This window comes from Mesomycoplasma ovipneumoniae, from assembly GCF_030012565.1.
GTDB lineage: Bacteria > Bacillota_I > Bacilli_A > Mycoplasmatales > Metamycoplasmataceae > Mesomycoplasma > Mesomycoplasma ovipneumoniae_D.
The window spans coordinates 66,759-92,060 of sequence record NZ_CP124621.1; the positions used below are offsets into that span (position 1 = coordinate 66,759).

Consider the following 25,302-nt stretch of genomic DNA (forward strand, 5'->3'; position numbering starts at 1 on the left):
TAAATAATCGATTAAAATAAAGTATAATTAAATAAAATTTTTTGAGATAACATGAAGTCAACTATTCTAATTAAACTTTCGGGTGAAAGTCTAGCTAACAAACAAAAATCACTCGCAATTGATTATGAACTTGTCGGTCGAATTGGCCATCAACTTAAAGAAATTCAAGCATTAGGTTATAAAATTTTGATTGTAATTGGCGGTGGAAATTTTTGGCGTGGAACTTCTGCTGCAAAAAACGGAATAAATCGAAATACTGCCGATTATATTGGCATGCTTGGGACGGTAATGAATGGTCTGGCCCTTGATTCAGTTTTTCGCGATTTGAAAATTAAAACTCGCGTTTTGTCTTCAATGAGTTTGGATCCTCGAATTTGTGAGTATTTTGTTCGAGAAAAAGCTATTAAATATCTCTCAGATGGTCATGTTTTAATTCTTGTGGGTGGAACTGGTCGTCCATTTTTTACAACAGACAGCGCCGCTACCCTTTTTGCCTCTGAAATGGATGCAAATTTAATTCTAGTTGGAAAAAATAATGTAAACGGGGTTTTTGATTCTGACCCTAAAATTAATCCAAATGCGATTAGATATGATAAAATTACTTATGATCAAGTTATTGAAAAAAATCTCAAAGTAATGGATTCAACAGCCTTTTCGATGGCGCGCGATAACAAGATTAGATTATTAATTTTCGACATTAAAGAAGAAAATAGCATTGTAAAATTAATAAAAGGCCAAATCAAACATACGGAGGTTTATTAAAATGAAATCTGAAATTGAATTCAATTTTTATAAAGAAATTCTAGAACAAAAAGCGCAAGATGTTTATTCCTATTTGGAAAAAAGTTTCCAAAAAGTAGGCGTTGGCGCACCAAATCCCCAATTAATTTCCCATATTAAAGTTAGTTTTTACGGGACGCTAACCCCAATTAATGAAATTGCATCAATTTCAACCCCTGTACCCTTACAACTTTTAGTAAGACCGTATGAAATGTCACTTGTAAAGGAAATTGCAACCGCAATAGTTGCATCAAAAATTGATGCTCAAGTTCAAAAAGAAGCTAACCAAGTCCGTATAATTTTTCCTGAACCAACACAGCAAAAACGCCAGGAAAGTGTTCATTTATTAAAAAAAATACACGAAGAAGCCAAAGTTAAAATACGTCTAATTCGTCAAGATGTTAATAAATTAATAAAAAAAGAAGAGCTTTCTGAGGATCAAGAAAAAGACTATCTCAACCAGGTTCAAAAAACAATCAATTCACAAATAGAAAAAATTGATGAAATTTACGAAAAAAAAGTAAAAGAAATTCAAACTATTTAAAAAATGCGGGCATTTTTCCCAAATTTTACATCTAAGGAATTTTTATATCGCTTTTTATCCTCAGTTTTTATTATCGCAATAATTGCTCCAATTTTATTTGTAGGTTATTATTGACATTTTTGGGGGCGAATAATTTCCTTTGGTGTTTTAGCATTTATTTTATTTTATAGTTTATACGAAATTTTTTTTCACTTTCAATCCAAAAAAATTTTTGCTGCAATATCTGCATCATTAGGTTTTTTACTATTTTTATTACCTTCAAATTTTAATTTAAATCAAATATATTTTTCTAAAGACGTTGAGTTTAGTTGAAGTTCAATAGAATTTTTTGCAAGAGAACAAGTTTTAGATTATCATATTTTTTTTGCTTTACCTTTTTTAATAGTTATTAGATTTATGGATTCTAAACAAAAAACCAATTCGCGTTTTTTTTCCGATATTTTACTTAAATTTATAATTATTTTTATAGTTACATTATTTTTTAAATTTTTATGACTTTTAAACACTTTTAATGTATTTTTAGTTATTTCCTTAGTTTTAATCGCTGTAATTTCCGACATTTTTGGCTATATTTTTGGCTCAATTTTTGGAAGAAAAATATTTGCTTGAAAATTTGATTTTTCTCCTAAAAAATCAATGGAAGGCTTCATTTTTTCCTTCATTTTTTCCTTAATTTTTACTTTATTAATTTTTTTAAATCTAAATTTCGGAATTAATTTGAATAACTGACTACTATTTAAAATTTTGGCAATAATTTTTCTGCCAATTGTGGCTATTTTTGGGGACATATTTTTTTCTGTTATAAAAAGATACTTGAATATAAAGGATTTTTCACAAATTATTAAGGGTCATGGTGGAATTTTTGACCGTCTTGACTCTATTAGTTTTGTTTTTCTATCATTTTTTACAATTATTCTAATAATTTAGTTTTTTCTTTTTTTAAAAAGAATGAGGGTGGCTATGAATGTAAGATTCAAAAAATTTTGTGAGTGAGTTAATTGGCAAATACCGCCAGACTGAGATGATGTTCGAATAATTCAAAATGAAAATTCAAACCAAGATAATGCCTCAAATGAATTTTCTGCAATACTAAAAAAAACTACCCTACCAAAATTTTTTGATTTATATTCATTTATTAAGTTAATTTCAACAATTAATAAAAAAGCCTCAATTTTCAGTTGCAAAATTAATTTTAATTATGAAATTGAACAGAATAATTTTCATGATCACGAATTATTAGAATATCTAAATGGTTTAATGCAAACGATTTCAAAATCTAGGAATTTTTTTACAGATAAAGAAATCGTAAGAGCCGGTGCTGCTAAATTTAAAATTTTTTTTTGAGACTCAGAAAGCTATGATTCTTTTAAAGAGTACGAAAATAAATTGTTGAAAATAATAAAAAAAATTGGCTTAATTCATTTAGATCTAGAATTTATACTTGAAAACAGGCAATTACCACCTCAAAAAGAATTAAATTTAGCTATAGAAAGTGTTTTGGACACTTCACCACCTCAAACTTCTGTTAGAAAGAAAAAAACCTCAAAAAAAAGCGGTAATTTTGAGCTTATTAATTTAAAATTCATTCGCTCACATAAGAATTCGAATGTCGAATTCCACGGTGAAATTTATAAAATTTCAACAATAAAATCAAAAAACGGTGGTCAAATTTTAAAAATTTATGTAAATGACTATGAATACAAAGAAGCAGTTGTTGTTGATAAATTTTTGCGAGCAAATCAAAATGTTGACTTAAAAGTTGGCGATTTAGTAAAAATTCGCGCTGAAATCAAGGACACAACTTCGCGATATAAGTCAAATATTGATCTAACTTTGTCTGACATTACTAAAATAGAAACATCTGACTTTTTTCCTGAGCAAAATATTGATACTGCTAGTGAAAAAAGAGTCGAAATTGCCGCTAGAACTTGAAAATCAACTATGGACGGAATCGCAAGTGCAAGTGCATATGTTCGTCATGCATTAAAAAATGGATATTCGGCAGTTGGAATAGCTGATTTAGATTCAGTCCAAGCTTTTCCTGAGTTTTATGCTGCTATTAAATCGACAAATATTAAACCTATTTACGGTTCAACTTTTTCAACATATCCATCAAAAATCGAAAAAGTTTTAAATTTTAACGGCAAAAATCAGCAACTAAATTCAGCTAGATTTGTCATTTTTGACTTAGAAACAACCGGACTTTCATCATATTATAATGAAATTATTGAATTTGGTGCGCTTGTTTTTCAAGATGGAATTGAAATTGAAAAACATCAGTTTTTTATTAAACCATCACAAAAAATACCACATTTAATTACGAAAATTACTGGAATTACCCAGGAAATGATTGATGAATTTGCCATTTTGCCGGGTGATGCTGTTGAAAAAATAGAAAAAATTATCAAAAATTCGGTTCTAGTGGCCCATAATGCAAATTTTGACTTTAATTTTTTAAATCAATTTTTTAAAAAACATGCACAAAAATCAGTGGAAAATCCGATTATTGATACGCTCGAAGTAAGTCGTTTTTTGAATCCTTCAGAAAAAAGTCATAGTCTTAAAAATGTTGCAAAAAGATTTGAAATTTATTATGATGATGAGGTAGCTCACCGGGCGGATTATGATGCGCAAATTTTATCCAATGTTTGGAGAAATTTTCTTAATACATTGCAAAACCAAAATATTCAAGATTTAGAGCAACTTTCATCAGTAAAAGACTCAATTTTTGATATTCGTCCAGAAAAAGTTTTCCCAAAACAGTTGACAATATTAGCCAAAAATCAAATCGGTCTAAAAAAACTTTATAAATTAGTATCGCTAGCAAACACAGAAAATTTAATTTCCCGTCCATTAATTTTTTATGACAAAATGGAAAAAGATCCTGATTTATTGGTAGGTTCAGGAGGAATCGATTCGCTTTTGATCCAGAATTTACTTTATTTTGGACCCGACAGTGTTGAAAAATTTGAAAAAATATTCGATTTTATCGAAGTTCCACCTCCAACTGCGTTTGTTCATTTGGTAAAACGTGAAATTTTTACACAAAACCAGATTGAAGATTTGATAAAAAACTTGTTGAATTTAGCAAAAAAATTAAAAATTCCAGCTGTTGCAATTGGTGATGTTCGTTATTGCCAGTCTCGTGAAAAAATTTTTCATGAACTTTATATTTATGCAAAAGGTGTCGGCGGAGTCAACCATCATTTGTTCGATCATCAAGAAAAAGAACGAAAAGACCCTAAAAACAGTCATATTTTTCCCGATAAACATTTTTTTACAACTGATGAGTTAAAAAAACAGTTTGAATTTTTACAAAATCCTGAATTAGTTGACGAATTTGTGGTAAAAAACTCTAATTTAATTGCTAATTCAATTTCAGATAGCATTGAAATTATCAAACCCGGTCTTCACCCGCCAGAATTTGATAATTCTGAAGTTAATTTAAAAGAAAATGTTTACAAAAATGCATATAAAAAATACGGGAATCCATTGCCAGAAATAATCAAAACTAGAATAGAAAAGGAACTTATTCCAATCATTCAGCACGGTTTTCACGTTGTTTATTGAATTTCAAAGCGAATAGTCGATGAAGCTAAATCTCAAGGTGCAATTGTCGATTCTCGTGGGTCAGTAGGTTCTTCTATTGTTGCATATTTGACCGGAATTACAGATGTAAACCCACTTTTACCGCATTATTTGTGCCAAAAATGTTCTAAAGTGGAATTCTTTGACTCACAAGAATTTTTATCAGGATATGACTTGTTAGACAAAGAATGTCAAAATTGCGGTGAACTTATGGATAAAGACGGTCATAACATCCCTTTTGAGACTTTTTTAGGATTTAATGCCGAAAAAGTTCCTGACATTGATCTAAATTTTTCAGGTGAGACGCAACTTAAAATGCACGATTTTGTTCGTGATCTTTTTGGAAAAGATAAAACATTTCGTGCCGGAACTATTTTGACAAATGCCGAAAAAACTGTTTTTGGTTTAGGAAGAAAACTGGGCGAATTTAAGGCAATGTATGATTCAAAATTTGATCTAAACCGTGAAGTTTCATATTTTACAAACACATTTCTTGATTTTCTAGCTACAAAAGCCCAAGGTGTAAAACGAACATCAGGAAAACACGCTGGTGGAATTATAGTTATTCCTCAAAATCGTGAAATAGAAGATTTTACCCCTATTAATTTTCCAGCAAATAATGAAAAATCTGACTGAAAAACAACGCATTTTGATTATAATGCGCTTCATGATAACCTTTTAAAACTAGATATTTTAGGGCATGATGATCCAACAATTTTGCTTCATTTAGAGGAAATTACTGGCGTAAAATCGGATCAAATTCCAAAAAGTGACGATAAAATCTTATCACTTTTTACGACTGCAAAAGAATTAGGTATTCAACCAGGTCAAATGCTTGGCGAACAGACGGGAACAATTGGAATTCCAGAATTTGGGACTCCTTTTGTCAGAAGAATGCTTCAAGTTGCAAAAGTAAAATCTTTTGCTGATATTGTTGCAGTTTGTGGTCTGGCTCATGGAGGTGGAGTTTGGCAAAATAATGCTGAAGTGCTAATTTCCAAAAAAAACCACGCAATTAACGAGGTAATTTCGTGTCGTGATGACATTATGATTTATCTTTTAAGAATGAAACTAGATCATCTTGATGCCTTTAACATTATGGAAAAAGTTCGAAAAGGAAAAGGACTTACACAAAATGAAATTGATATTTTAACTGAAAAAAAAGTGCCAACTTGGTATATTGACTCATTGCAAAAAATTGGCTATATGTTTCCAAAAGCCCACGCGGTTGCTTATGCAATGAAAGCCTGAAAAATCGCATATTTTAAACTATATCACCCACTTGCATTTTATTCATCATATTTTTCTATCAGACCTGATGTTAAAGATATTGATACATTAATTCAACCGGCGGATAAAATTGAGGCTAAAATTCTGACACTACAACAAAAGCAAACAAATGTAAACGGATCAGGTCAAGGTTTAACCCCAAAAGAAAAGGATTTAATTCCCTTTTTAGAAATCAGTCTTGAACTAAAACTACGAGGATTTGAAATTGAAAATGTTAATCTTTTAATGTCAGATGCCCAAAATTGAATTGTTAATAAAGAAAATAATTCATTAATTCCACCATTTATTTCAGTTGATGGAATTGGTGATATTAATGCCCGAAAAATCATTCAAGCCCGTAATTTACGACCTTTTTCGTCAATTGAAGATTTTCAAACCAGGACAGACACAAATAATACAGCGCTAAAAAAATTAATACAATTGGGAGTTTTTGATAAAATTTCTAAGACAACACAAGTAAATTTATTTGACTAAAAAAGCGAGTAAAATTATGGATATTGGTGACAAAGTTTTATGTAAAGTCAAATCCTTATATAATCCCAAATTTTTATTGTGTTGTTTAATATAATTCCCCAATCAATTATTACCTTAGGTTAATTAAAAAAATGAACTTTTGATCAAGAGTTGAAAAATTTCTAAACCTTAAAATACCAAAAAAATTTTCAATAATCCCGTTTTTGTCTAATATTTTGTATTTTAGCCTTTTTGTCTATTTAGTTTTTTTGTTTAATCCTTATAAGCGAAAAAAGCATTATTTTTTGCTTATTTTGTTTTTTTTAATAAGCTATCCATTCCCTTATCTCGCAATTGTTTCAATGTTAAGTTTGAGTCATAATGGAGATTTTTTAAGACATTTTTATTTAAAAATTTTTAATAATTTTTTTATTTTGCATTTGTTTGAAATAATTACTTACTTAATTTTTTATTTCCCTTATTCATATGTTTGTAGTTTTTTACAAAAAATATTCGGTTTTTATTTAATAAAAAAAGTGAAACAAAAATTAGGTCGACTAAATCCAGAAAATAAATTCGGTTTTTTAACTAACTTTGATTATGATAGATATTATAAATTTGCGTGTCAAAGAAAACTTTATTCACGTTATTTTGACATTAATAATTGACACCAATATGATCAAATTGTCGAAAATATTATCAAGTGAATAAATAACATTTCATGACATTCACAAGGTTATTTACCAAGATATTATTCTCATATAATTTTGGAAGTGTTTTTATTTAATTCTGATAATTCTAATAATTCAGAATCAAAAATCAATTCAAAAAAATGAAAATATTTTTTAATATTTTATTTTATTTTTACAGCATTGCATTTTATATTTACATGATATCCACTTTGATTAGTTGCTGGATATTATTATTGAGACCAATTAAATGTGAATCTATATAATGAACTTTTTCAAGAAGATGTTGCTGTTTGATTACTACCACTCTTATTTCTTTTTCTAGGTTATGTCATTATTCCTGTGGTTCTTTATTTCCCAAAAACATCGCTGACATTTTGACTTTTTGAAGGATAAGAATTATTAAAATTAGTAGAAAAATTCAGACAAATAATTTCTATCTATGATTTTGATTGTACCACTTTTGTTAATTTTTCTACTAATTTATTTTACTTTGGGTCTTCCCGAGTTTACGAGTTTGATGAGATAATTTTAAAAAAATCTTGAGCTTTCTATGCTTTTTTAACTTTTTTAGCAAAAGTTAATTACCTTTTTTTACTGATTTATTAAGATATCAAAGTAGAAATCATGCCTATTTCAAATATTTTGATCACTAGAAATCTCATCCTATTTTTAAATATGATCGCTGATTTGATGTGTTAAATTTAACCCTTTGTCTTAATTTTTGCCATCAAACTGGTAAACCCAGGAAGAAGAAAATTCATTAATTCACCATTTATTTCATTTGATGGAATTGGTGATATTAATGCCTGAAAAATCATTAAAGCCCGTAATTTACGGCCTTTTTTGCCAATTGAAGATTTTCAAGGTATGACAAAAACAAACAATAAAACACTAAAAAAATTAATATAACTCGGAGTTTTTGGTAAAATTTCTAAAATAACAAAAGTAAATTTATTTGATTAAACAAAAACAACAAAAAGCGAGTAAAATATGGATATCGGTGACAAAGTACTATGTAAAATCAAATCTCTACATAAAAAGTATTTTTGGGTTTCAATGCCTGATGACTATGATGGCGTTGTTTTTTTAGATGCAAAACAACTAACAAATGGTCGAAAAATTGATAATTATTACAAAATAGGGCAACAACTTATTCTAAAAATTGAGACAATTTCTCATTTTAACAAAAAAGCATCACTTTTAGATATTCGTAGAGTAATTTACTACAATGAAGCCGAACATCTTTTAGAAACTCAATCAGGATTTAAAAATCTACAAAAATTATGCGAGGAGCAAATAAATTATGAGTCTAAGTTTAGAAATAAAGTCAAAAATAAACCTGAATTATAGTGAATTTCAGCAAAAAGTTGCTGAAATTCACGAAAAAATTAATTCAAAATCTAGTCCTGATATTAATTTTTTAGGGTGAAATGATTTTCCTAATTCCGCTGTTAATTTTGATGAAATCAAAAAAATGCAGCAAAAAATCCAAAAATTACATGAAGACTCTATTAATATTTTAGTTGTAATTGGAATTGGTGGTTCATATTTGGGCGCAAAAGCCGCTATTGATTTTACAGGTGGTCTTGGCCCTTTTGATAATAAACCTGAGGTTATTTTTTTAGGAAATTCGCTATCATCAACAGATTTAGCCCAAAAACTTGAATATTTAAAGACAAAAAAATTCGCAATTAATGTTATTTCCAAATCTGGATCAACAATTGAGCCAGCAGTAACATTTCAAATTTTATACCAATTTTTAGTTGATCAAGTTGGTGAAAAAGAGGCAAAAAATAGGACTTTTGTTACAACAGGTTTTAAATCTGGCGAACTTTTAGAAATAGCAAAAGCAAATAATTTTGAAACATTTGAAGTTATTGACTCAATTGGTGGCCGTTTTAGCGTTCTTTCATCTGTTGGATTTTTTCCAATGATATTTGCTGGAATTGATGTTTTTGAGGTAATTGAAGGAGCAAAACAAGCACACAAGAGTTATTCAAAAGAGCTTGTTGAAGAAAATTTAGCCTATAAATATGCACTTTCTCGTTTTTTACTTTACAAAAATCATGACTATAAAACTGAAATTTTAGTTTCATATGAACCATTTTTAATGTATTTTAATGAGTGGTGAAAACAACTTTTTGGTGAATCTGAAGGAAAAGATTTAAAAGGAATTTTTCCAGCTTCTGCAATTTTTACTACAGATTTGCATTCACTTGGTCAATTTATTCAATCAGGAACTAAAAATTTTTTTCAAACCGTTATTTATATAAAGAAACCAAAATTTGACATTGAAATTAAAAAGTCGCCAACTTTTGAAACAAAAATTAACACACTTTCAGGAAAAACATTAAATGAAATTAATTATCAAGCATTTTTAGCAACAACACTAGCGCATTCAGAGCAAGGAAATAACCCTAATTTTGTAATTCAAGTTGAAGACAGCTCGCCAAAAACATTCGGTCATTTAGTAATGTTTTTTGAAAAAGCATGCACAATGTCGGCTTATTTGCTCGGAGTTAATCCATTTAATCAACCTGGCGTTGAAGATTACAAAAAAGAACTAGTGAAAAATTTAGGTTGATCTAAGTAATTTTTTAGCGTTTTACCATGTTGCCCAGTTTGATGAGATAATCTTAAAAAAGTAAACCAGGACAAAAAAAGTTAACACTAAGGTGTTGGCTTTTTTTGTCCTGGTTTATTCGTTGTAGAGAATATTTAGTTTTTTGGCTTCACTAAATTTTCCTGATTTTGATTTATTCTGATTTATCTTTAGTTATTTCGTAATATCTCTTAGCTATTTCTATTAATTCTTCTTTTGTAAATTCGTTTCAATCGGGTTCAATTAATTTTTTAGGTTTGCCACTCCCTGGTTTTCTGTTCGCACCCTTTTTATTTAATAATTGATCTTGCATACCATTATTATAGCATATAATTTTTTTGATTCTTAGATCTAGATGTTTTCCGGTTATAAAATTTGTATCTGCCGAAATATCATTTATATAATTTATTGTTTGTTTTATTCCAAATTCATTGTAAATTTTATAAATCATATCAAACTCTTCTTTTTTAAAGTGTCTTGACATTAGTATTCTCCTTTTTGTTGCATTTGAAAATTTAAAAAAGCTAACACTTTGGGTGTTAGCTTTTTTTGTCCTAGTTTAAATTTTAATCGCTAACAATAACTGTTGCATATTTGCGCTTTCTAGTTTTATGAAATTTTACAATTCCATCTGCAAGTGCAAATAAAGTATCGTCGCCACCAATTCCAACATTTAATCCAGGGTAAATTTTAGTTCCCCTTTGACGGTAAATTATTGAACCAGTTAGCGCAAATTGTCCATCAGCGATTTTTTGACCGAGTCTACGACCTATCGAATCACGGCCATTCTTGGTAGAACCACCAGCTTTGGTCTTTGCCATTTCTAAATTATCCCTTCAATTCTGTTATTTTTACGCGGGTAAAGGGTTGTCTGTGCCCTAATTTACGTTTGTGAGTTGATTTTGGATTGTGACGGTAAACGACAATTTTTTTACCACGGCCTTGTTTTTCGACAACGCCAACAACAGTTGCATTTTCAACAAAAGGAGTTCCAATTTTTCCATTAATAAAAAGAACATCTGTGAAAATTACGTTTTCACCTTCATTTTTATCAATTTTTTCAATAAAAATTGTCTGATCCTTTTCAACTAAAAGCTGTTTACCACCGGTTTTAATAATTGCAAACATAAGATGCTCCTATGAATAATCATCCTAAAGGCACTAAATACTGATATTATTTAGATTTTAACCTTTTTGGTATGGGATGGTTTAACAAAATAAACAAAAAAATTATACCACTTTTATTAAAAAATCAAAAAAATTATTTTTTTAGTTTGTTATAATTTGACCTATGAAATCTAGTCCAACTTTTGCCACTTTTTTAGAGCAAGAAAGAAAAAAAACTTATTTCCAACAACTTGAAAAAACATTAGAAGGTGAATACAAAAATTATCAAATATACCCGCAAAAACAAGACTTATTTCGCGCCATCGAGTTAACAAGTCTTGAAAATTTAAAAATAGTTATTGTCGGCCAAGACCCTTATCACCAAAAAGGACAAGCAGATGGACTTGCTTTTTCGAGTCGAGCAAAAATTTTACCCCCATCGCTTAAAAATATTTTTTCTGAAATAAAAAAATCATATCCAAACTTTTCAAAAACAGATGGAAATCTGCAAAATTGAGCAAAACAAGGCGTTTTACTGCTAAATACAGTTCTTTCTGTCAGAGAATCGAGTCCTAATTCGCATGAAAAAATAGGATGACAAACTTTTAGTCTTAATTTAATAAATTTTATTGTGGCCAATAAAAAAAATATTGTCTTTTTAATTTTAGGTCAAAAAGCTAAAACTTGCCTTAAAAATGTGGACTTTTCTGCTCAAAAAGTATTTTTTTATTCACATCCTTCGCCCTTAGGTTTCTGAAGATCGCTAGAAAATTCAAGAGTTTTTGAAAAAATGAATGATTTTTTAAAACTGAAAAATAAAGAGCAAATTAATTGGAATTTATAGAAAAAAGTGTATAATTTTATATCAAAAACGTTTAAAGGAATTTGTTATGCAAATATTAGAAAAATTAAAAAAATATTGTGATATTGATGGAATGTCCCGTTATGAGGATGAAATTGTTGCTGAATTAAAAAGGTCAACTGCTAGTCTTGATCTAAGTTATTCTCGTGATGGTTTTGGGTCATTGATTATGCAACAAAAAAAGCAAAATTCTGGACCTAAAATAGTTGTTGCAGCACATATGGATGAGGTTGGCTTCATTGTTTTAGACATTACCGAAAAAGGTTATATAAAAGTAAAATCTGTTGGTGGTATTTGAGGAAATGCTGTAATTGGTGCTAAATTTAAGTTGATAAACTCTTTAGGCCAAGAATTTTACGGTGTTGCTGGTCATACTTCCATTCACATTATGGAACGCCAAAAAATTGAAAAAGCCTTGATGGTAAAAGATCTTTACTTTGATTTTGGCTTTAGATCAAAAAAAGAAGCCCAAGATCTTTCCGTTGAAATAGGAAACAGAATTTACTTTAATAACCCTAGTTTTTTGATGCATAATCAAGATTATTTTGCATCAAAAGCGATAGATAACCGTGCTGGAGTTGTTGTAATTGACGAACTTGCTCATCGTTTGCATAATAAAAATTTAAAATCTAACCCAATTTTAGTAGGAACTGTTCAAGAAGAAGTCGGTTCACGTGGTGCAAAAATGGTTGCAAAAATGATTAAAGCTGATGTTGCTTTTGCAATTGACACAGGTGCTGCACATGATACCGAGGATGCAATCCCTGGTGTGCAAAAATTAGGAGCCGGAGTTGCTATTGACATTGCCGATGGTGGCACATTGATGGATCCAAGACTTGTTGACATTATTTTTCGAATTGCTAAAGAAAGAAACATACCAATTTACCGATATGTTTCTCAAGGTGGAGGGACTGATGCAGAAGAACTCCAATATTCAGGATATGGAACTCCTACAGTTAGTATCTCGATTCCGCAGCGCTATTTACATTCAACATATGGCCTAATTAGTATTTCTGACATTAAGGCTGCAACTGATTTAATCGAGGCTTTTATCTTAGAATTTGGCCAAGAAGAAAATGAACAATTAATTTATAAATAATAGTTTAAAATTCTTACTGTTATATTTAAAAATTTAACAGTAATTAAGTTAATAAATAAAATAAATTGGTTGTTTTAGTGCTTTTTCCGCTTCTGCTTTAGCAAGTTTTGAGTCATCTCATTTTACAGTATGACCGTCACTTTTAATTTCGCCAGACCCTGTTGTAAAAGTTCGATAAACAGCGGCAATCCCGAGTAAAGCAGGCGCTATTTTTCCAACTGCAGTTGCTACATTTGAAATAACAGCAAAAGCACCAGCTCCGCCAGTTTCATGTTTATCTTTTTCGCTTAATTTAACGAAATTTTGATTTGGTTGTTTTTTCATTATTTGTATCTCCTTTCATCCAAAGTTAGTCAAAAGGCTAAAAGACATCTAAAAAAGGAAAAATTTAGGAAAAAAGTGCAAGTTTTCACATTATCCCGCGATGAAGCATTAAAAATAATTAAAAATCCAGAATTTTTGCAAGGCAAAATTCTGGATTTATCATCACTTAATTTTCAAGAAATTGATGATTTTGCTTTTTCAGGAATGAATTTAGCAATAAAAAAACTAATTTTGCCAAGTTCTCTTTTAAAAATTGGCGAGTCTGCTTTCATGTTAAATAAAATTGAGGAAGTAGTTTTTGGCCCAAATGTTGAAATTATTTTAGATTCAGCTTTTGAATCTAATTTAATAAAAAGTATTAAAATTCCTGAAAAAGTAACTGTATTAAATAGCTCAGTTTTTGCAAATAATCAAATTGAAAACCTGCTAATTCCTGAATGAGTTAGCCAAATTAAATCTGATTCATTTGCCGACAATGCAATCCAAACCATTAAATTTAATTCAAACAAAATTAATGTTGATATTTACTCTTTTGTTGGAAACTCACCAAAAAAAATTGATATTTTTGGTGAGTTTTCTTTTAAAAATGAAAGTAAGTTGTTGAATTTCTATAAAGTCAAATTTGATTTTTTTAAAAATTTTGACAAATTTGAAAATAACTTCAAAATTATTGTTGAGAATTTTGAAGTTAGCCAAATTTTCTTATCATTCAATTGAGAAAATTTAGAGACTATAAACTTAATTTCGCCTCATTTTCAAACTGAAAAAGAGCTTGAAATTTTTATTAACAAGTCAAAAATAGATAAAAATCTTCATTTTGAAGGTTCAGGGCCTGATTTTTTGAAAAAAACATTAAAAATTTGCTAATATTTTTTAGTTTGATATTATAATTATAAATAATTTTTTATATATTTTCAACAATTCGAAAACTAAAAACAAGGACACAAACAAAAATTATGAATGCAATGAAAAATTATATTTCAAAAAGAACGAAAATAATTGCGACAATCGGCCCATCAACCCAAGATTATGAAGTTTTAAAACAACTAGTTTTAGCTGGAGTTAGTGTAATTCGGGCTAATTTTTCTCACGGAACATATGAAGAACAGCGCCAAAAATTCGAAAATGCTCGTAAAGCTTCGCAAGAACTTCAAATTCCAATTTCAATTATGCTTGACACAAAAGGACCTGAAATCCGTGTAGGTAAAATTCTTAATGGTTCACAAAAAATTCTTGCAAATCAACATTTAACTGTCCTAACTGATAAAGATTCTTATGAAAATTTTGAAGGAACTGACCAAGTAATAACTGTTTCACACGAAATTGACAAAGACCTAAAAGTTGGCGACAGAGTTCTTTTTGATGATGGAAAATTACAATCAGAAGTTGTTGAAATTGAAGATGGAAAAGTTGTTGTAAAGACAAAAAATTCTCACATTTTAAAACCAAATAAGCGCCTAAACATGCCTGGTGTTCCTTTTTCATTACCTTTTTTATCACAAAAAGACATTAACGACGTGCTTTTTGGTATTTCAGAAAATATTAATTATGTTGCTGCATCCTTTGTAAATTCAGCTGAAAATGTTAAGGAATTACGTAAACTTTTAGATGAAAACGGCGGCTCTCACATTCAAATAATTTCAAAAATCGAATCAACATTAGGTCTTGAAAATATCGATGAAATTATCGAGTTGTCCGATGGAATTATGGTAGCCCGTGGTGATTTAGGACTCGAAGTTCCTTATGAAGAAGTTCCATATCAGCAAAAAAGAATAATTAGAAAATGTCGTTTTGCAGGTAAAACTGTTGTTGTGGCAACACAAATGCTTGATTCAATGGAAAAATCTTCCCAACCAACTCGTGCTGAGGTTTCTGATGTTTATTGAGCAACTGAATTAGGTGCTGATGCGACAATGTTATCTGGTGAATCAGCCCAAGGACAATTTCCTGTTGAGTCAGTTCAAGTTATGGCCGTAATTAATAAAAGAGCCGAAAAAGAGTTCTATAACAAGCTTTTTTATACAAAACAGTTGGCAGTAATTACTAAAAACTCAAAAGGTCCTCGAGCAAAAATTGCTCACAAATTAGCTCACCTTGCTTATGAAAATGAAATAAAATATACTGTTGTTCTATCAAGAACTGGTGAACTTTTAAAAGCAATAGCTAAGTTTCGCCCAAATACCGCCGTTATTGGTGTTGTAAATAATGAAAAATTAATTTCAGGATTTGGAATAACATCTTCAGTTTTTGTTTCAATTAATTCTATTTCCGAATTTAACGCAATAAAAAGTGACTTTAATTTAGCGCGTAATGTTTTAAAACCATTTGGAGCCGAAAAGGGAGACACCTTTTTAGTTGTTGAAAACGAAAAAATGGTGCAATTTGTTTATTAATTTTTAAATTTTTAAAAATTTGCTTTTGAAAATTTAAAAATTAAGTATAATTATAATGCAAATTTTTATTTGCAGAAAGTAGATTTGCTCTCACCTGAAGATCGCAAGATCTTGGGTTTACCTAGCAAACAAAGATTATTATTTTTTTGTTTAAATTATAATTTAATACTTTTTAAGATTTTTGTATAAACATAGTAAAAACCATTGAAAATGGAGATAAATTTAAATTTTGAATCCTAAAAATCTTTTTCAAAGAAAGCCACAACAAGATCACCAAATTAACGAAAATATTATGTTTCCTAACGTTTTTTTAGTTGGGTCTGACAATGAAAAAATTGGAAAAACTCCGACTAAAGAAGCGCTTGAACTTGCAAAATCCAAAGGACTTGACTTAGTTTTAATTTCAATTAAAGAAGTAAAAACTAAAGATGAAAAAGTTCAAAAAGTTCCAATAGCGAAAATTCTTGATTATGGTAAGTTTCGATACGACATAAAAAAGAAAAAAAAGGAAGAAAAGGAAAAGCAATCCTTTACTAATAACCGCGAAATACGGGTTAGTTTTAATATTAACAAGCAAGATATTCTTGTAAAATCAAAAAAAGCTAGAGAGTTTATTCTTGATGGCGACCGTGTAAAAATTGCTCTTCGTTTTCGTGGTCGTGAAATTACCCGAATTGATCAAGGTAAAATAACACTTGAGATATTTTTTGATCAATTGAAATACATTGCCAAAAAAAGCAAGGAAATTTCGCAAAACGGTAATTTTTTAGTTATGCATCTTGAACGTGATCGCAAAAAACTACCTAAATTCACTTCTTCAAAACAGCTAAAAGAACTTTTAGAATACGAAGAAATTCAAAATAAGGAAAAAAATGCCTAAAATCAAACTAAAAACAAAGTCAGCTTTGAAAAAAAGAATTAAGGTTACTGCAACCGGAAAAATTAAACACGGACATGCATATCGCTCACATTTAGCGCAAAATAAAACTACAAAACAAAAGCGCCAATCAAGAAAAGCTACTTTAATCGACCCTTCAGATTACAAAAGAATAAAAAAACTAATTTAATTAAGTCAAATAATTCACTAAATTTTTTGAAACTACATTATATAAAAGGAGAAATTTTATTATGAGAGTCAAAGGTGGAACTGTAACGCGCCAGCGTCGCCGTCGTTGATTAAAATTAGCAAAAGGTTATTGAGGGCATAAATCAATCGGATTTAAAGTTGCAAAACAGGCAGTAATTAAATCTTGAACCTATGCTTTTCGTGATCGAAAACAGCGTAAACGTGAATTTCGAAAATTATGAATTAGTAGAATAAATGCTGCAGCTCGTGACCAAGGAATTTCATATTCGCAATTAATGCATAAAATCAAACTTGCAAACATTGAAATTAATCGTAAAATGCTTGCAGAAATGGCGATTAGTCGCAAAACTGAATTTGATAATATCATTAAAATTGCTTTAGAAAAAGGTCAAAAATAATCCCTTTCTTATTACAGGAGGAAAAAATGGCAAGAAAAGACCCAATTTCACAACGTGGACCAATGAGCGGAAATAACCGTTCTCATGCCCTAAATGCAACAAAACGTAAATTTAATTTAAATTTACAACAAATAGTACTAAAAACTGCCTCAGGGCAAAAAGTTCGTATTAAAGTTTCAGCTAAAACCAAAAAAACCTTACAAAAATGAGGTAAAATTTAAGATCTGAAATTTTAAATAGAATAAAAATCACCTTAAAAAATATACAAACAAATACATTAATTTAGACACACAAAAAAGGTGTGTCTATTTTTTTATTAATTTATTTTAAATTGCGATTTATACTTTTAATACTAGTTAAATTATGTTAAAATTAACTTAATAATTTTATATAGTTCAAACAAATTTAAAGGAAATTTAGTATAATTGATATAATTCAAATTGCAACTTGAAATTTGTATAAAAATAGAGGCTAACCAATTTAATTAGACAATGTTTAAGAAAGAAAGTTTAGAAAAATTTTTTAATTTAAAGTTCAACAATTGAATTTTGTTTATCCCATTTTTTGGTACTAACACCTATTATAAATTATTCGATTTACTTGTAGAATACAACAGTTTTGAGTGGATTTTATACTATAAAACCAGACTAATTTCACGACTTTTCTATTTAATTCTTCATTTATTTTCAATCATTTTGACCATTTCATTATTTTTGTTAATTTTTGTTTACAGAGTTCATTTTTTTACTTTTGGTGAAAATTTTATTTTTAGCCTTGAAAATAAACATAATTATTTTTATGACTATAATATTTGATTTCCGAATATTATGAATGTGGTGATATATTCTTTCATTGCATTTTTTGGATTTTTTTTAAATGCTTTTTGAGCAAAATTTGTTATTTACTTTTTTAAGAAATTTTTATACTGAAAGTATGATTTGAAAAATAAAAGTACAACCTTTGAATTTTTACAAAATTTTAATTTAGAATCTTTTGTAAATTCTGTTCTTGTTGACGCTGAAAATTGTAAAAAAAAGAGGAAGAAATCCAGAAAAATTTGTTGAAAATATCAACATAACTACCCAATAATTAGCCTTTTTACAGAAGCAATTAATTCCCCTAAGCATACTAGACGTTCTTTTAAATATCGTAATATTAAGTTAAGGAACCGCAAGGAAATTAGTGAATTTGACTGGATTGTAGCTGAGATGCAGAACTATTATTGATTTTATACATTTATTTTTGCTTCAATTTTTAATAAAAATGAAAAAAATTTTAACAGAAAAAAGTTTTTCTATTACTTATTGAAAATTTTATTTTTTTATATTTTATCAATTTGAATTCTTCTTTTTTCAACAATTTTTCTATGCTTTAATCATTTTCTTCTTGATGAACCAACATTTTGGTTAAAAATTTCAACATTAGTAACTGTTATTGTTCCCATTTTTCTACTACCTGTTATCCTAGAACCTATATTTATTGAGTGAACATATCGCCGCATCAAAAAGCGATTTTTTGATGCTAATCTAATTAAGTCTGAAAAAGAAGATTCAATATAACTATTTTTGTAAGGCCATATCTAAAGCCACCAATTAGTGCAAAAATCAAGACTATTGCTTTTTATCAATGATTTTGATTGTATTGTTTTAGTTAATTTTTAGTATTTTATTCCTGAGTTTCCCAATCTGATGGCAAAAATTCACTTTTTAGTGAATATAAATATGCAAAAAATACCCGGATTTACGGGTATTTTTTGACGCTAAAATCTTAATTTTTATTGTTCTAAAATCGACCTTTAGCAAAAAAAAAAAAAAAAATGCTTGTTGTAAAAAAAATTTCTGTTATAATTAGACTCACTTAAGAATGAATTAATAAATTTTGATATTGAATTAAGGGGGACTTAGTTATGTTTTTTTAACTAAAAAATCAGAAAATGCGAATTATCCATTATATTTTTAAATATGATGGAATGCCTTAAATTTAACCGTTTAGAAATCTACAAATTTAGGGCTTTTAGTTATTGTTCTTTCAAAACTTCATATATTTTTTTAGGCTCAATGCAAATAAAAACGAGTTTTCTATTTGCATTGAGTTTAAATAGTAGTTTTTTTATTATGGTTATATTTAAAATTCAGTGTTTTTCTTTGATAGTTATTTTTCCTGGGTTTGCCAGTTTGATGTCAGAAATTAAGAAAAGGGATGAATTTAAGACTTTAAGTCAACGTCTAAATTACACTGCAAAATGCAAAATTAGGATTTTAAAGTCTTTAGATTCTGTAATTTTAATGCACTTAAATTTTCTTTAACTGTGAATTTGTTAGCAATTTGTCTAAAATTGATAGATTAATTTGTCTCTTTTTTAATTAAAGTAACAAAACTTATTTCGTCTTCACCTTTCAGTTTAATTAATTTTACCCCTTTTGTCCTACGACTAATTATTGGAACACTATCAAGATCAATTCTAATTGCAAAACCTCTTTTAGTGATAATTATTGCTTCCTGATCTGGTCCAATTGTGCCGACAAAAATAAGATCGCCAGCCTTTTCGTCGTTTAGACCTTTTAATCCTTTAGTTGCTCTTCCGGTTAGTCGATATTCTTCAACAGGAGTTTTTTTCCCATAACCATGTTTGCTTAAATTAAAGACAAAATCATTGCCAAAAGTGTAACAAGCACCAACTATTTTGTGTCCTTCTTCAAGAGCGATTCCTTTAACACCGATTGAAGCCCGACCGGTATTTCGTAATAATTTAATTGGTCAACGATTTACAAGTCCTTGGGATGAGGCTAAAATAATATTGATTTCAGAACTTGCTGGCACAATAAAGGCTGATTTTAAATAATCTCCCTCAACAAGTTTTAAAGCTTTTTTTCCATTTTTTGGAATATAACTAAACTCTGAAAGTTCCGTTTTTTTAATATAACCAAAAGCAGAAACTGTGATAAGTCAATGATCTTTGTATTGCTGGTTTCAAGGAACTAAAGCACTAATATTTTCATCTTTTTGCACTTGTACAAGATTTAAAAAAGGGAGACCTTTTCCTTGTTTTGAACTATCAGGAATTTGGTGAGCCCGAAGTTTGAAAATTTTAGCCCGTGAAGAAATAATTAAAAGATCGCTGTGGGTGTTTGTAATGCAAACAGATTTTAGCTCGTCATCTTTGTATAAATTTGAAACCGAGGCACCGAAACCACCACGATTTTGTAGCCGATATTCTTCTAAATTTAACCTTTTTACATAGTTATTTTGTGTCAGCGAAATAATTACTTTTTCATTGGGGATAAAATCTTCTTCGTTAAGTCGTATAATTTCGGTAATAATTTCAGATCTTCGTGGATCACTGAATTGTTCAGCGGTTGCTTTGTGTTGGGTAATAATCAATTCAATTAGTTTTTCAGGTGATTCAATTATTGACTTAATTTCATCAATTTCGATTTTTAGACTTTCAATGTCACTAATTAATTTTTCGATTGCCAAACTAGTTAGTCTACCAAGACGCATGTCAATTATTGCTTTTGTTTGGACAGGATTTAAATTATAAGTTTGGGCTAATCTTTCTTGAGCAATTTGGTCTGAGCTTGAAGATTTTATAATAGCAATTACATTGTCAATATTTTCAATAGCAATTTTTAAACCGCTTAAAATATTAAGTCTTTCGCTAGCTTTTTCCAGGTCAAAGTTCAACGCGCGAAGATTAATTTCTTTTTGGTGTTCAAGATAATGAGTTAAAATTTCTTTTAAATTCATTAATTTTGGCACACCTTTTACAAGCGCAAGCATATTTATTGAATAACTAATTTGTAAATCGGTGCTGTGATAAAGTTTATTTAAAATAACTTCAGGATTAAATCCTTTTTTAATATCAAAAACAACACGAATTCCGTGACGAGTACTTTCATCACGAATATCTTTAATTCCAAGAATTTTCTTATTTTTTACTAAAAAAGCAACCTTTTCGATAATAGAAGGTTTTTTAACTTCATAAGGAATTTCGTAAAAAATAATTCGTGATCTACCTGAATTTAAATGTTCAATTTTTGCTTTTGATCTAATTCAAAAAGTACCTTTTCCGGTTAAATATGCTTGATTTATCCCTTTTTTTCCCGAAATTATTGCGCCTGTTGGGAAATCTGGTCCAGGAAGAGTCTCAATTAATTCATTAATGTCAATATTTGGATTTCTTGCAAAAGTAATGAAAGTTTCAATAATTTCGCCTAAATTATGCGGAGGAATTTTGGTGGTCATTCCAACAGCAATTCCAGAAACCCCTGAAACTAATAAATTTGGAAATCGTGCTGGTAAAATTTCGGGTTCCATTTCACTTGCATCATAATTAGGTCTGAAATTTACAGTATTTTTTTTAATACCTTCAATCATTTTATTAGAAATTTTTGACAGTCGCGCCTCAGTGTAACGCATTGCTGCAGCTTCATCGCCATCAATTGAACCAAAATTACCGTGTCCATCGATAAGTGGGTAGCGTAGTGAAAAAGGTTGAGCCATTCGAACCATTGAATCATAAACAGAAACATCACCATGTGGGTGATATTTTCCAAGAACATCACCGACAATTCTAGCTGATTTTTTATAACTAGTTCCTGAAGTTATTCCAAGTTCGCTCATTGTGTATAAAATTCTTCTATGAACCGGCTTTAGTCCATCACGAACATCAGGTAAAGCCCTTGAAACAATAACCGACATTGAATAATCAAGAAATGAAACTTTCATCTCATCTTCGATTTTAATTGGAACAATATTGTCAGTTACTGTTTCTAAAATTGTTGGTTTAACTTCGAAAATTTGGTCTGAGTCGTCCGATTTGTCATCTTCACTATTTAAGCTAGAATCAATTTCTTTGATTTCTTCGTTATCTTTATGGTTTTTATTGTCCTCAATCATATATTTCCTTTTAAAAGCAATACTAATTATAAAATTATACCATAATTTCCGGCTTTTTTTGAATTTTTGGTTGAAAAACTTCGAAATTTTTTTAATTATGTATGCCAACATAATTAAAAAAATATTTTTGTTTAAATAATAATTAATTTAGTTTTGGTTACAAAAATAATTTGAACCGAAAGTTGAAATTTAAACCTTAGATAAAAACAGGCCTCAACTAAAAAAGTGCCGTAAAATACAGGATTTTATAATAAAATCAAAATTGTAATAGTTAAATTTTTGACCCTAATAATTCAAGAAAATTCCTTAAAAAATAAAAAAAACGAGCTTTGTAAGGCTCGAAATTTTCTAAAAATTTGCAAAAAGACTGCTAAATTAGGTTATACTTTTTGAAAGTTAGTGTTGGTGAAGTGTTAAAAGAATTAGGGCAAAAACAATTCCGGCTGCAAAAAGAATAAGCGAAATATGCCATTGTTTTGAGGAATTATTCCTGAGGTGAATAAATTCGGGAACTAATTCGATTATTACCACAAAACTCAAAATTGCTCCACCAGAAACATTGAAAAATGGAATTAGTCAACCAGTTTGAATGAAAAATCTATTCAAAAAAGCACCTATTACAATAATTGGAATTAAAATTAGCGTTGTAATTAAGTTGTAAATTACGGACTTTTTGATACTTTGACCATATTGAACTTGCCGATAGTGAATAATTAAAATTTCAATTAACATATGAGCAACAAAAGTTCCAATTAAATATCAATTAACTTCTTCTCCTGCAGTCACTCTGGCAATGACAGATCCTAGTATAAATCCATCAATTGTTCGGTGAGAAAGTAGAAGTAAAATTGCAAGTCAAGCAGATTTTGGACTGTCAATGTCAGAAAAATTTACAATATGATCGCTATGATCGTGCTGTTTGTGATCCAAGTGCAAATCTTTTTTAAAAATGCGAATAAAAAATCAACGGGCAATAAAAACACTTGTTAGACCTAAAATCGAACCACCGCCAATTATTAGAATTTTAAATAAATTTTCTAGATCACCATAGCTATGAGCGAAATTTTCAGCACCATTAAATCCTTCTTGCATAAGTCCAACTGTTGCAACCATCAACAAAAGACCGGTGCTGAGTGAATAGAGATAAATATTTGACGTTCGTTTAATTCGCGGTTTAACAATTGCAATCAAAAATACTATTAAAACCGGAACTGCTAGAATAATTAAAAGGAAAATTAGTAAATTTACAGTAAGGGAAAGATAAAAATCCGGATTTTGGTAAAAAATTGTTAATACCTTCTCTCTACATAAAAATAAATACTAAATTTTACAAGATAAATATTTTTTTTAACTAAAAAATATTAAAAAAAAATTAAAAATTAAAAAATGCCGTAATCTACGACATTTTTATTATAACTACTTATAAATTATTGGAGGTTGCAATTAGGTATGGTGGCTCCGACAGGAATCGAACCAGTGACACACGGTGCTTCAAACCGTTGCTCTACCAACTGAGCTACGGAGCCATGGCGGTCTAGACGGGGATCGAACCCGCGATCTCCTCCGTGACAGAGAGGCGTATTAACCACTTTACTACTAGACCTTGGTTGCGGAGGTAGGAATCGAACCTACGGCCTTTGGGTTATGAGCCCAACGAGCTACCTCTGCTCTACTCCGCTGTGTTAAGATTTTTTTTAAAATAAATGGCGGGCAATGAGGGATTCGAACCCCCGCGGGCTTTCACACCCCTGCCAGTTTTCAAGACTAGTCCCTTCAGCCACTTGGGTAATTGCCCATTTTGGTGGATCTAACTGGATTCGAACCAATGACCAACCGGTTATGAGCCGGATGCTCTAACCGCTGAGCTATAGATCCAGGCGATTTTGTTATATATTATATGATTAAAATTGGTGGCTCCAAGGAGATTCGAACTCATGACCTTCCGGGTATGAACCGGACGCTCTAACCAACTGAGCTATAGAGCCAATGGTGGAGAGGAAGGGAGTCGAACCCTCTACCTCCTGCGTGCAAAACAGGCGCTCTAGCCAGATGAGCTACCCCCCCAAATGGTGAAGAAGACAGGATTTGAACCTGCGACCACTACGTCCCAAACGTAGCGCTCTGCCAAGCTGAGCTACTTCTCCAATTAATAATTATACACTATTTTTTGAAAAAGCAAAATTTTTTTATTTATTTTTTTTATTTTTAAAAATAAAAAAATGGCGATCACGAGAGGATTCGAACCTCTGACCACAAGCTTAGAAGGCTCGTGCTCTATCCTACTGAGCTACGTGACCACAATTTACAATTATACCACTTTTTTAATAAAAAGATTTATAATTTATTGCATGAAAATAAATTGATTTCCAGGCCATATGGCAAAAAGCATAAATGACATAGAAAATAAAGCGCGAATAGCAGATCTTTTTATTTTAGTTGTGGATGGCAGATGCCCTATTTCTAGTCTAAATGAGAATTTTTTGCAAATTGCAAAACAAAAAATGACACTAGTAATAGTAACAAAAATTGATCTAGCTGATAAAAATAAATTCACTAAAATAAAAAAATTTTTTACGGATAAAAAATTTTTTGTTCTCTTTGTAAATTTACGAGATTATTCAGCTAGATTAGAAATTATATCATATTTAAATAAAATATTTAAAATAAAACAAGAAAAAAATTCAACTAAATTTTTCTCACCAAGTCTAAAATGTTTTGTTGTCGGAGTACCTAACACTGGAAAATCAACGCTAATAAATTTAATCACAAAATCACAACTAAAAGTAGGAAACCAACCGGGAATAACGAGAAATAATCAATGAATTAGCTATGATAAATTTCTTTTTCTTGACACCCCTGGTATCCTATTGCCAAAAATGGATGATCAAATTTTAGCCGTAAAATTAGCTATTATTGGATTGATAAGGTGAGAAATTCTAAATATTAGCGATCTTTTTATTGAAGCATACAAAATAATTTCTGAACAATATCCAAATTTCATCACAGATTTAGAACTAAAACCCTCGCTAATTGACTCAGAAATTGAAGAAAACTTGTTGATTTTATGCAAAAATAAAAAATTTATAAATAAAAGCGGTCTAGATTTGACTCGCTGTCGAAAGTGATTTTTAATGCGTATTGGCAAACAAAAAATTACACTAGATTAATTTTTTAAGAAAATTAA

At 29.5% G+C, this 25,302-nt stretch carries 24 protein-coding genes and 9 tRNA genes; 16 read left to right on the plus strand and 17 right to left on the minus strand.

The genetic code is table 4. From position 1 onward, the window contains the following. The first annotated feature begins 51 nt into the window (after nucleotides 1–51). The 5 genes from pyrH (at nucleotide 52) to QJQ40_RS00310 (ending at nucleotide 7,740) form a co-directional block, all read left to right on the plus strand. Nucleotides 52–762, plus strand: a complete 711-nt coding sequence (gene pyrH / locus QJQ40_RS00290; protein WP_044284330.1) for a UMP kinase — start codon at nucleotides 52–54, stop codon at nucleotides 760–762. Nucleotide 763: 1 nt separating this feature from the next. Continuing rightward, nucleotides 764–1,324: a ribosome-recycling factor gene (locus tag QJQ40_RS00295; protein ID WP_282861319.1), complete on the plus strand. Its 561-nt coding sequence runs from the start codon at nucleotides 764–766 to the stop codon at nucleotides 1,322–1,324. A 3-nt stretch (nucleotides 1,325–1,327) separates the two neighbouring features. Next, nucleotides 1,328–2,251 (plus strand): phosphatidate cytidylyltransferase, encoded by a 924-nt coding sequence (locus tag QJQ40_RS00300; RefSeq protein ID WP_282861320.1) that lies wholly within the window; start codon nucleotides 1,328–1,330, stop codon nucleotides 2,249–2,251. 33 nt (nucleotides 2,252–2,284) lie between these two features. After that, complete coding sequence (locus QJQ40_RS00305; protein ID WP_282861321.1) at nucleotides 2,285–6,676, plus strand: PolC-type DNA polymerase III; 4,392 nt, start codon at nucleotides 2,285–2,287, stop codon at nucleotides 6,674–6,676. A gap of 515 nt (nucleotides 6,677–7,191) precedes the next feature. Continuing rightward, a complete protein-coding gene (locus QJQ40_RS00310) occupies nucleotides 7,192–7,740 on the plus strand; it encodes a hypothetical protein (protein WP_282861322.1) in 549 nt (182 codons plus the stop codon). Between the two features lie 308 nt (nucleotides 7,741–8,048). Here the strand turns inward: QJQ40_RS00310 and QJQ40_RS00315 are convergent, their stop codons facing one another. Next, nucleotides 8,049–8,231, minus strand: coding sequence for a hypothetical protein (locus tag QJQ40_RS00315; RefSeq protein ID WP_282861323.1), 183 nt, complete (start codon nucleotides 8,229–8,231; stop codon nucleotides 8,049–8,051). Nucleotides 8,232–8,403: 172 nt separating this feature from the next. On the opposite strand from QJQ40_RS00315, the gene QJQ40_RS00320 reads away from it, so the two are divergent. Together QJQ40_RS00320 and QJQ40_RS00325 are read left to right on the plus strand one after the other, a co-directional pair. Beyond that, nucleotides 8,404–8,697 carry a hypothetical protein gene (locus QJQ40_RS00320; RefSeq protein WP_155270898.1) on the plus strand — a complete coding sequence of 98 codons (294 nt, stop codon included), beginning with the start codon at nucleotides 8,404–8,406 and terminating at the stop codon, nucleotides 8,695–8,697. Continuing rightward, nucleotides 8,651–9,940: a glucose-6-phosphate isomerase gene (locus tag QJQ40_RS00325; RefSeq protein ID WP_282861325.1), complete on the plus strand. Its 1,290-nt coding sequence runs from the start codon at nucleotides 8,651–8,653 to the stop codon at nucleotides 9,938–9,940. The genes QJQ40_RS00320 and QJQ40_RS00325 overlap by 47 nt, the downstream gene beginning before the upstream one ends. Before the next feature lie 163 nt (nucleotides 9,941–10,103). On the opposite strand, the gene QJQ40_RS00330 is transcribed toward QJQ40_RS00325, so the two are convergent. The 3 genes from QJQ40_RS00330 to rplU all read right to left on the minus strand — a co-directional run bounded on the left by QJQ40_RS00330 (nucleotide 10,104) and on the right by rplU (nucleotide 11,077). After that, the gene (locus QJQ40_RS00330) at nucleotides 10,104–10,433 is read right to left on the minus strand and encodes a transposase (protein WP_282861327.1); all 330 of its coding nucleotides are present in this window, start codon (nucleotides 10,431–10,433) and stop codon (nucleotides 10,104–10,106) included. A gap of 82 nt (nucleotides 10,434–10,515) precedes the next feature. After that, the gene (gene rpmA / locus QJQ40_RS00335; RefSeq protein ID WP_010321253.1) at nucleotides 10,516–10,770 is read right to left on the minus strand and encodes a 50S ribosomal protein L27; all 255 of its coding nucleotides are present in this window, start codon (nucleotides 10,768–10,770) and stop codon (nucleotides 10,516–10,518) included. A gap of 7 nt (nucleotides 10,771–10,777) precedes the next feature. Beyond that, complete coding sequence (gene rplU, locus QJQ40_RS00340) at nucleotides 10,778–11,077, minus strand: 50S ribosomal protein L21 (protein WP_044284344.1); 300 nt, start codon at nucleotides 11,075–11,077, stop codon at nucleotides 10,778–10,780. A gap of 163 nt (nucleotides 11,078–11,240) precedes the next feature. Here rplU and QJQ40_RS00345 point away from each other — a divergent pair, with 163 nt between their 5' ends. Further along, nucleotides 11,241–11,900: a uracil-DNA glycosylase gene (locus tag QJQ40_RS00345; RefSeq protein ID WP_282861328.1), complete on the plus strand. Its 660-nt coding sequence runs from the start codon at nucleotides 11,241–11,243 to the stop codon at nucleotides 11,898–11,900. A gap of 46 nt (nucleotides 11,901–11,946) precedes the next feature. Further along, nucleotides 11,947–13,017 carry a M42 family metallopeptidase gene (locus tag QJQ40_RS00350; RefSeq protein WP_282861329.1) on the plus strand — a complete coding sequence of 357 codons (1,071 nt, stop codon included), beginning with the start codon at nucleotides 11,947–11,949 and terminating at the stop codon, nucleotides 13,015–13,017. Nucleotides 13,018–13,065: 48 nt separating this feature from the next. Here QJQ40_RS00350 and QJQ40_RS00355 read toward each other — a convergent pair whose 3' ends face one another. Further along, on the minus strand, nucleotides 13,066–13,341 hold the full coding sequence (locus QJQ40_RS00355) for a hypothetical protein (protein ID WP_282861330.1): 276 nt from the start codon (nucleotides 13,339–13,341) through the stop codon (nucleotides 13,066–13,068). Nucleotides 13,342–13,416: 75 nt separating this feature from the next. On the opposite strand from QJQ40_RS00355, the gene QJQ40_RS00360 reads away from it, so the two are divergent. The 6 genes from QJQ40_RS00360 (at nucleotide 13,417) to rpmB (ending at nucleotide 17,440) form a co-directional block, all read left to right on the plus strand. Further along, the gene (locus tag QJQ40_RS00360) at nucleotides 13,417–14,208 is read left to right on the plus strand and encodes a leucine-rich repeat domain-containing protein (RefSeq protein WP_282861331.1); all 792 of its coding nucleotides are present in this window, start codon (nucleotides 13,417–13,419) and stop codon (nucleotides 14,206–14,208) included. 89 nt (nucleotides 14,209–14,297) lie between these two features. Further along, on the plus strand, nucleotides 14,298–15,734 hold the full coding sequence (gene pyk, locus QJQ40_RS00365; protein WP_080684857.1) for a pyruvate kinase: 1,437 nt from the start codon (nucleotides 14,298–14,300) through the stop codon (nucleotides 15,732–15,734). A 229-nt stretch (nucleotides 15,735–15,963) separates the two neighbouring features. Beyond that, nucleotides 15,964–16,614 carry a translation initiation factor IF-3 gene (gene infC / locus QJQ40_RS00370; protein ID WP_010321260.1) on the plus strand — a complete coding sequence of 217 codons (651 nt, stop codon included), beginning with the start codon at nucleotides 15,964–15,966 and terminating at the stop codon, nucleotides 16,612–16,614. Continuing rightward, complete coding sequence (gene rpmI / locus QJQ40_RS00375; RefSeq protein ID WP_010321261.1) at nucleotides 16,607–16,801, plus strand: 50S ribosomal protein L35; 195 nt, start codon at nucleotides 16,607–16,609, stop codon at nucleotides 16,799–16,801. The genes infC and rpmI overlap by 8 nt, the downstream gene beginning before the upstream one ends. A gap of 61 nt (nucleotides 16,802–16,862) precedes the next feature. Next, complete coding sequence (rplT, locus tag QJQ40_RS00380) at nucleotides 16,863–17,219, plus strand: 50S ribosomal protein L20 (protein WP_252262928.1); 357 nt, start codon at nucleotides 16,863–16,865, stop codon at nucleotides 17,217–17,219. Between the two features lie 26 nt (nucleotides 17,220–17,245). Continuing rightward, a complete protein-coding gene (gene rpmB / locus QJQ40_RS00385; RefSeq protein ID WP_010321263.1) occupies nucleotides 17,246–17,440 on the plus strand; it encodes a 50S ribosomal protein L28 in 195 nt (64 codons plus the stop codon). Between the two features lie 1,100 nt (nucleotides 17,441–18,540). Here rpmB and QJQ40_RS00390 read toward each other — a convergent pair. The 12 genes from QJQ40_RS00390 to QJQ40_RS00445 all read right to left on the minus strand — a co-directional run bounded on the left by QJQ40_RS00390 (nucleotide 18,541) and on the right by QJQ40_RS00445 (nucleotide 24,415). After that, nucleotides 18,541–18,663, minus strand: a complete 123-nt coding sequence (locus tag QJQ40_RS00390) for a hypothetical protein (protein WP_282861333.1) — start codon at nucleotides 18,661–18,663, stop codon at nucleotides 18,541–18,543. Nucleotides 18,664–19,562: 899 nt separating this feature from the next. Further along, entirely contained in the window at nucleotides 19,563–22,118 is a 2,556-nt protein-coding gene (gyrA, locus tag QJQ40_RS00395) for a DNA gyrase subunit A (protein ID WP_282861334.1), read from the minus strand. Nucleotides 22,119–22,514: 396 nt separating this feature from the next. Beyond that, a complete protein-coding gene (locus QJQ40_RS00400; RefSeq protein ID WP_080684858.1) occupies nucleotides 22,515–23,231 on the minus strand; it encodes a hypothetical protein in 717 nt (238 codons plus the stop codon). 337 nt (nucleotides 23,232–23,568) lie between these two features. Beyond that, a tRNA-Phe gene (locus QJQ40_RS00405) sits at nucleotides 23,569–23,644 on the minus strand. A gap of 1 nt (nucleotide 23,645) precedes the next feature. Next, a tRNA-Asp gene (locus QJQ40_RS00410) sits at nucleotides 23,646–23,721 on the minus strand. A gap of 1 nt (nucleotide 23,722) precedes the next feature. Further along, nucleotides 23,723–23,797 (minus strand) — tRNA-Met (locus QJQ40_RS00415). A gap of 25 nt (nucleotides 23,798–23,822) precedes the next feature. Continuing rightward, nucleotides 23,823–23,913, minus strand: a tRNA-Ser gene (locus tag QJQ40_RS00420). Nucleotides 23,914–23,917: 4 nt separating this feature from the next. Then, a tRNA-Ile gene (locus QJQ40_RS00425) sits at nucleotides 23,918–23,993 on the minus strand. Between the two features lie 33 nt (nucleotides 23,994–24,026). Further along, nucleotides 24,027–24,103 (minus strand) — tRNA-Met (locus tag QJQ40_RS00430). Nucleotides 24,104–24,105: 2 nt separating this feature from the next. After that, nucleotides 24,106–24,182, minus strand: a tRNA-Ala gene (locus tag QJQ40_RS00435). Nucleotides 24,183–24,185: 3 nt separating this feature from the next. Beyond that, nucleotides 24,186–24,262, minus strand: a tRNA-Pro gene (locus QJQ40_RS00440). 76 nt (nucleotides 24,263–24,338) lie between these two features. Then, nucleotides 24,339–24,415: transfer RNA gene (locus QJQ40_RS00445), tRNA-Arg, on the minus strand. Between the two features lie 78 nt (nucleotides 24,416–24,493). Here QJQ40_RS00445 and ylqF point away from each other — a divergent pair. Further along, nucleotides 24,494–25,285, plus strand: a complete 792-nt coding sequence (gene ylqF / locus QJQ40_RS00450; protein WP_282861335.1) for a ribosome biogenesis GTPase YlqF — start codon at nucleotides 24,494–24,496, stop codon at nucleotides 25,283–25,285. The last annotated feature ends 17 nt before the right edge of the window (nucleotides 25,286–25,302 follow it).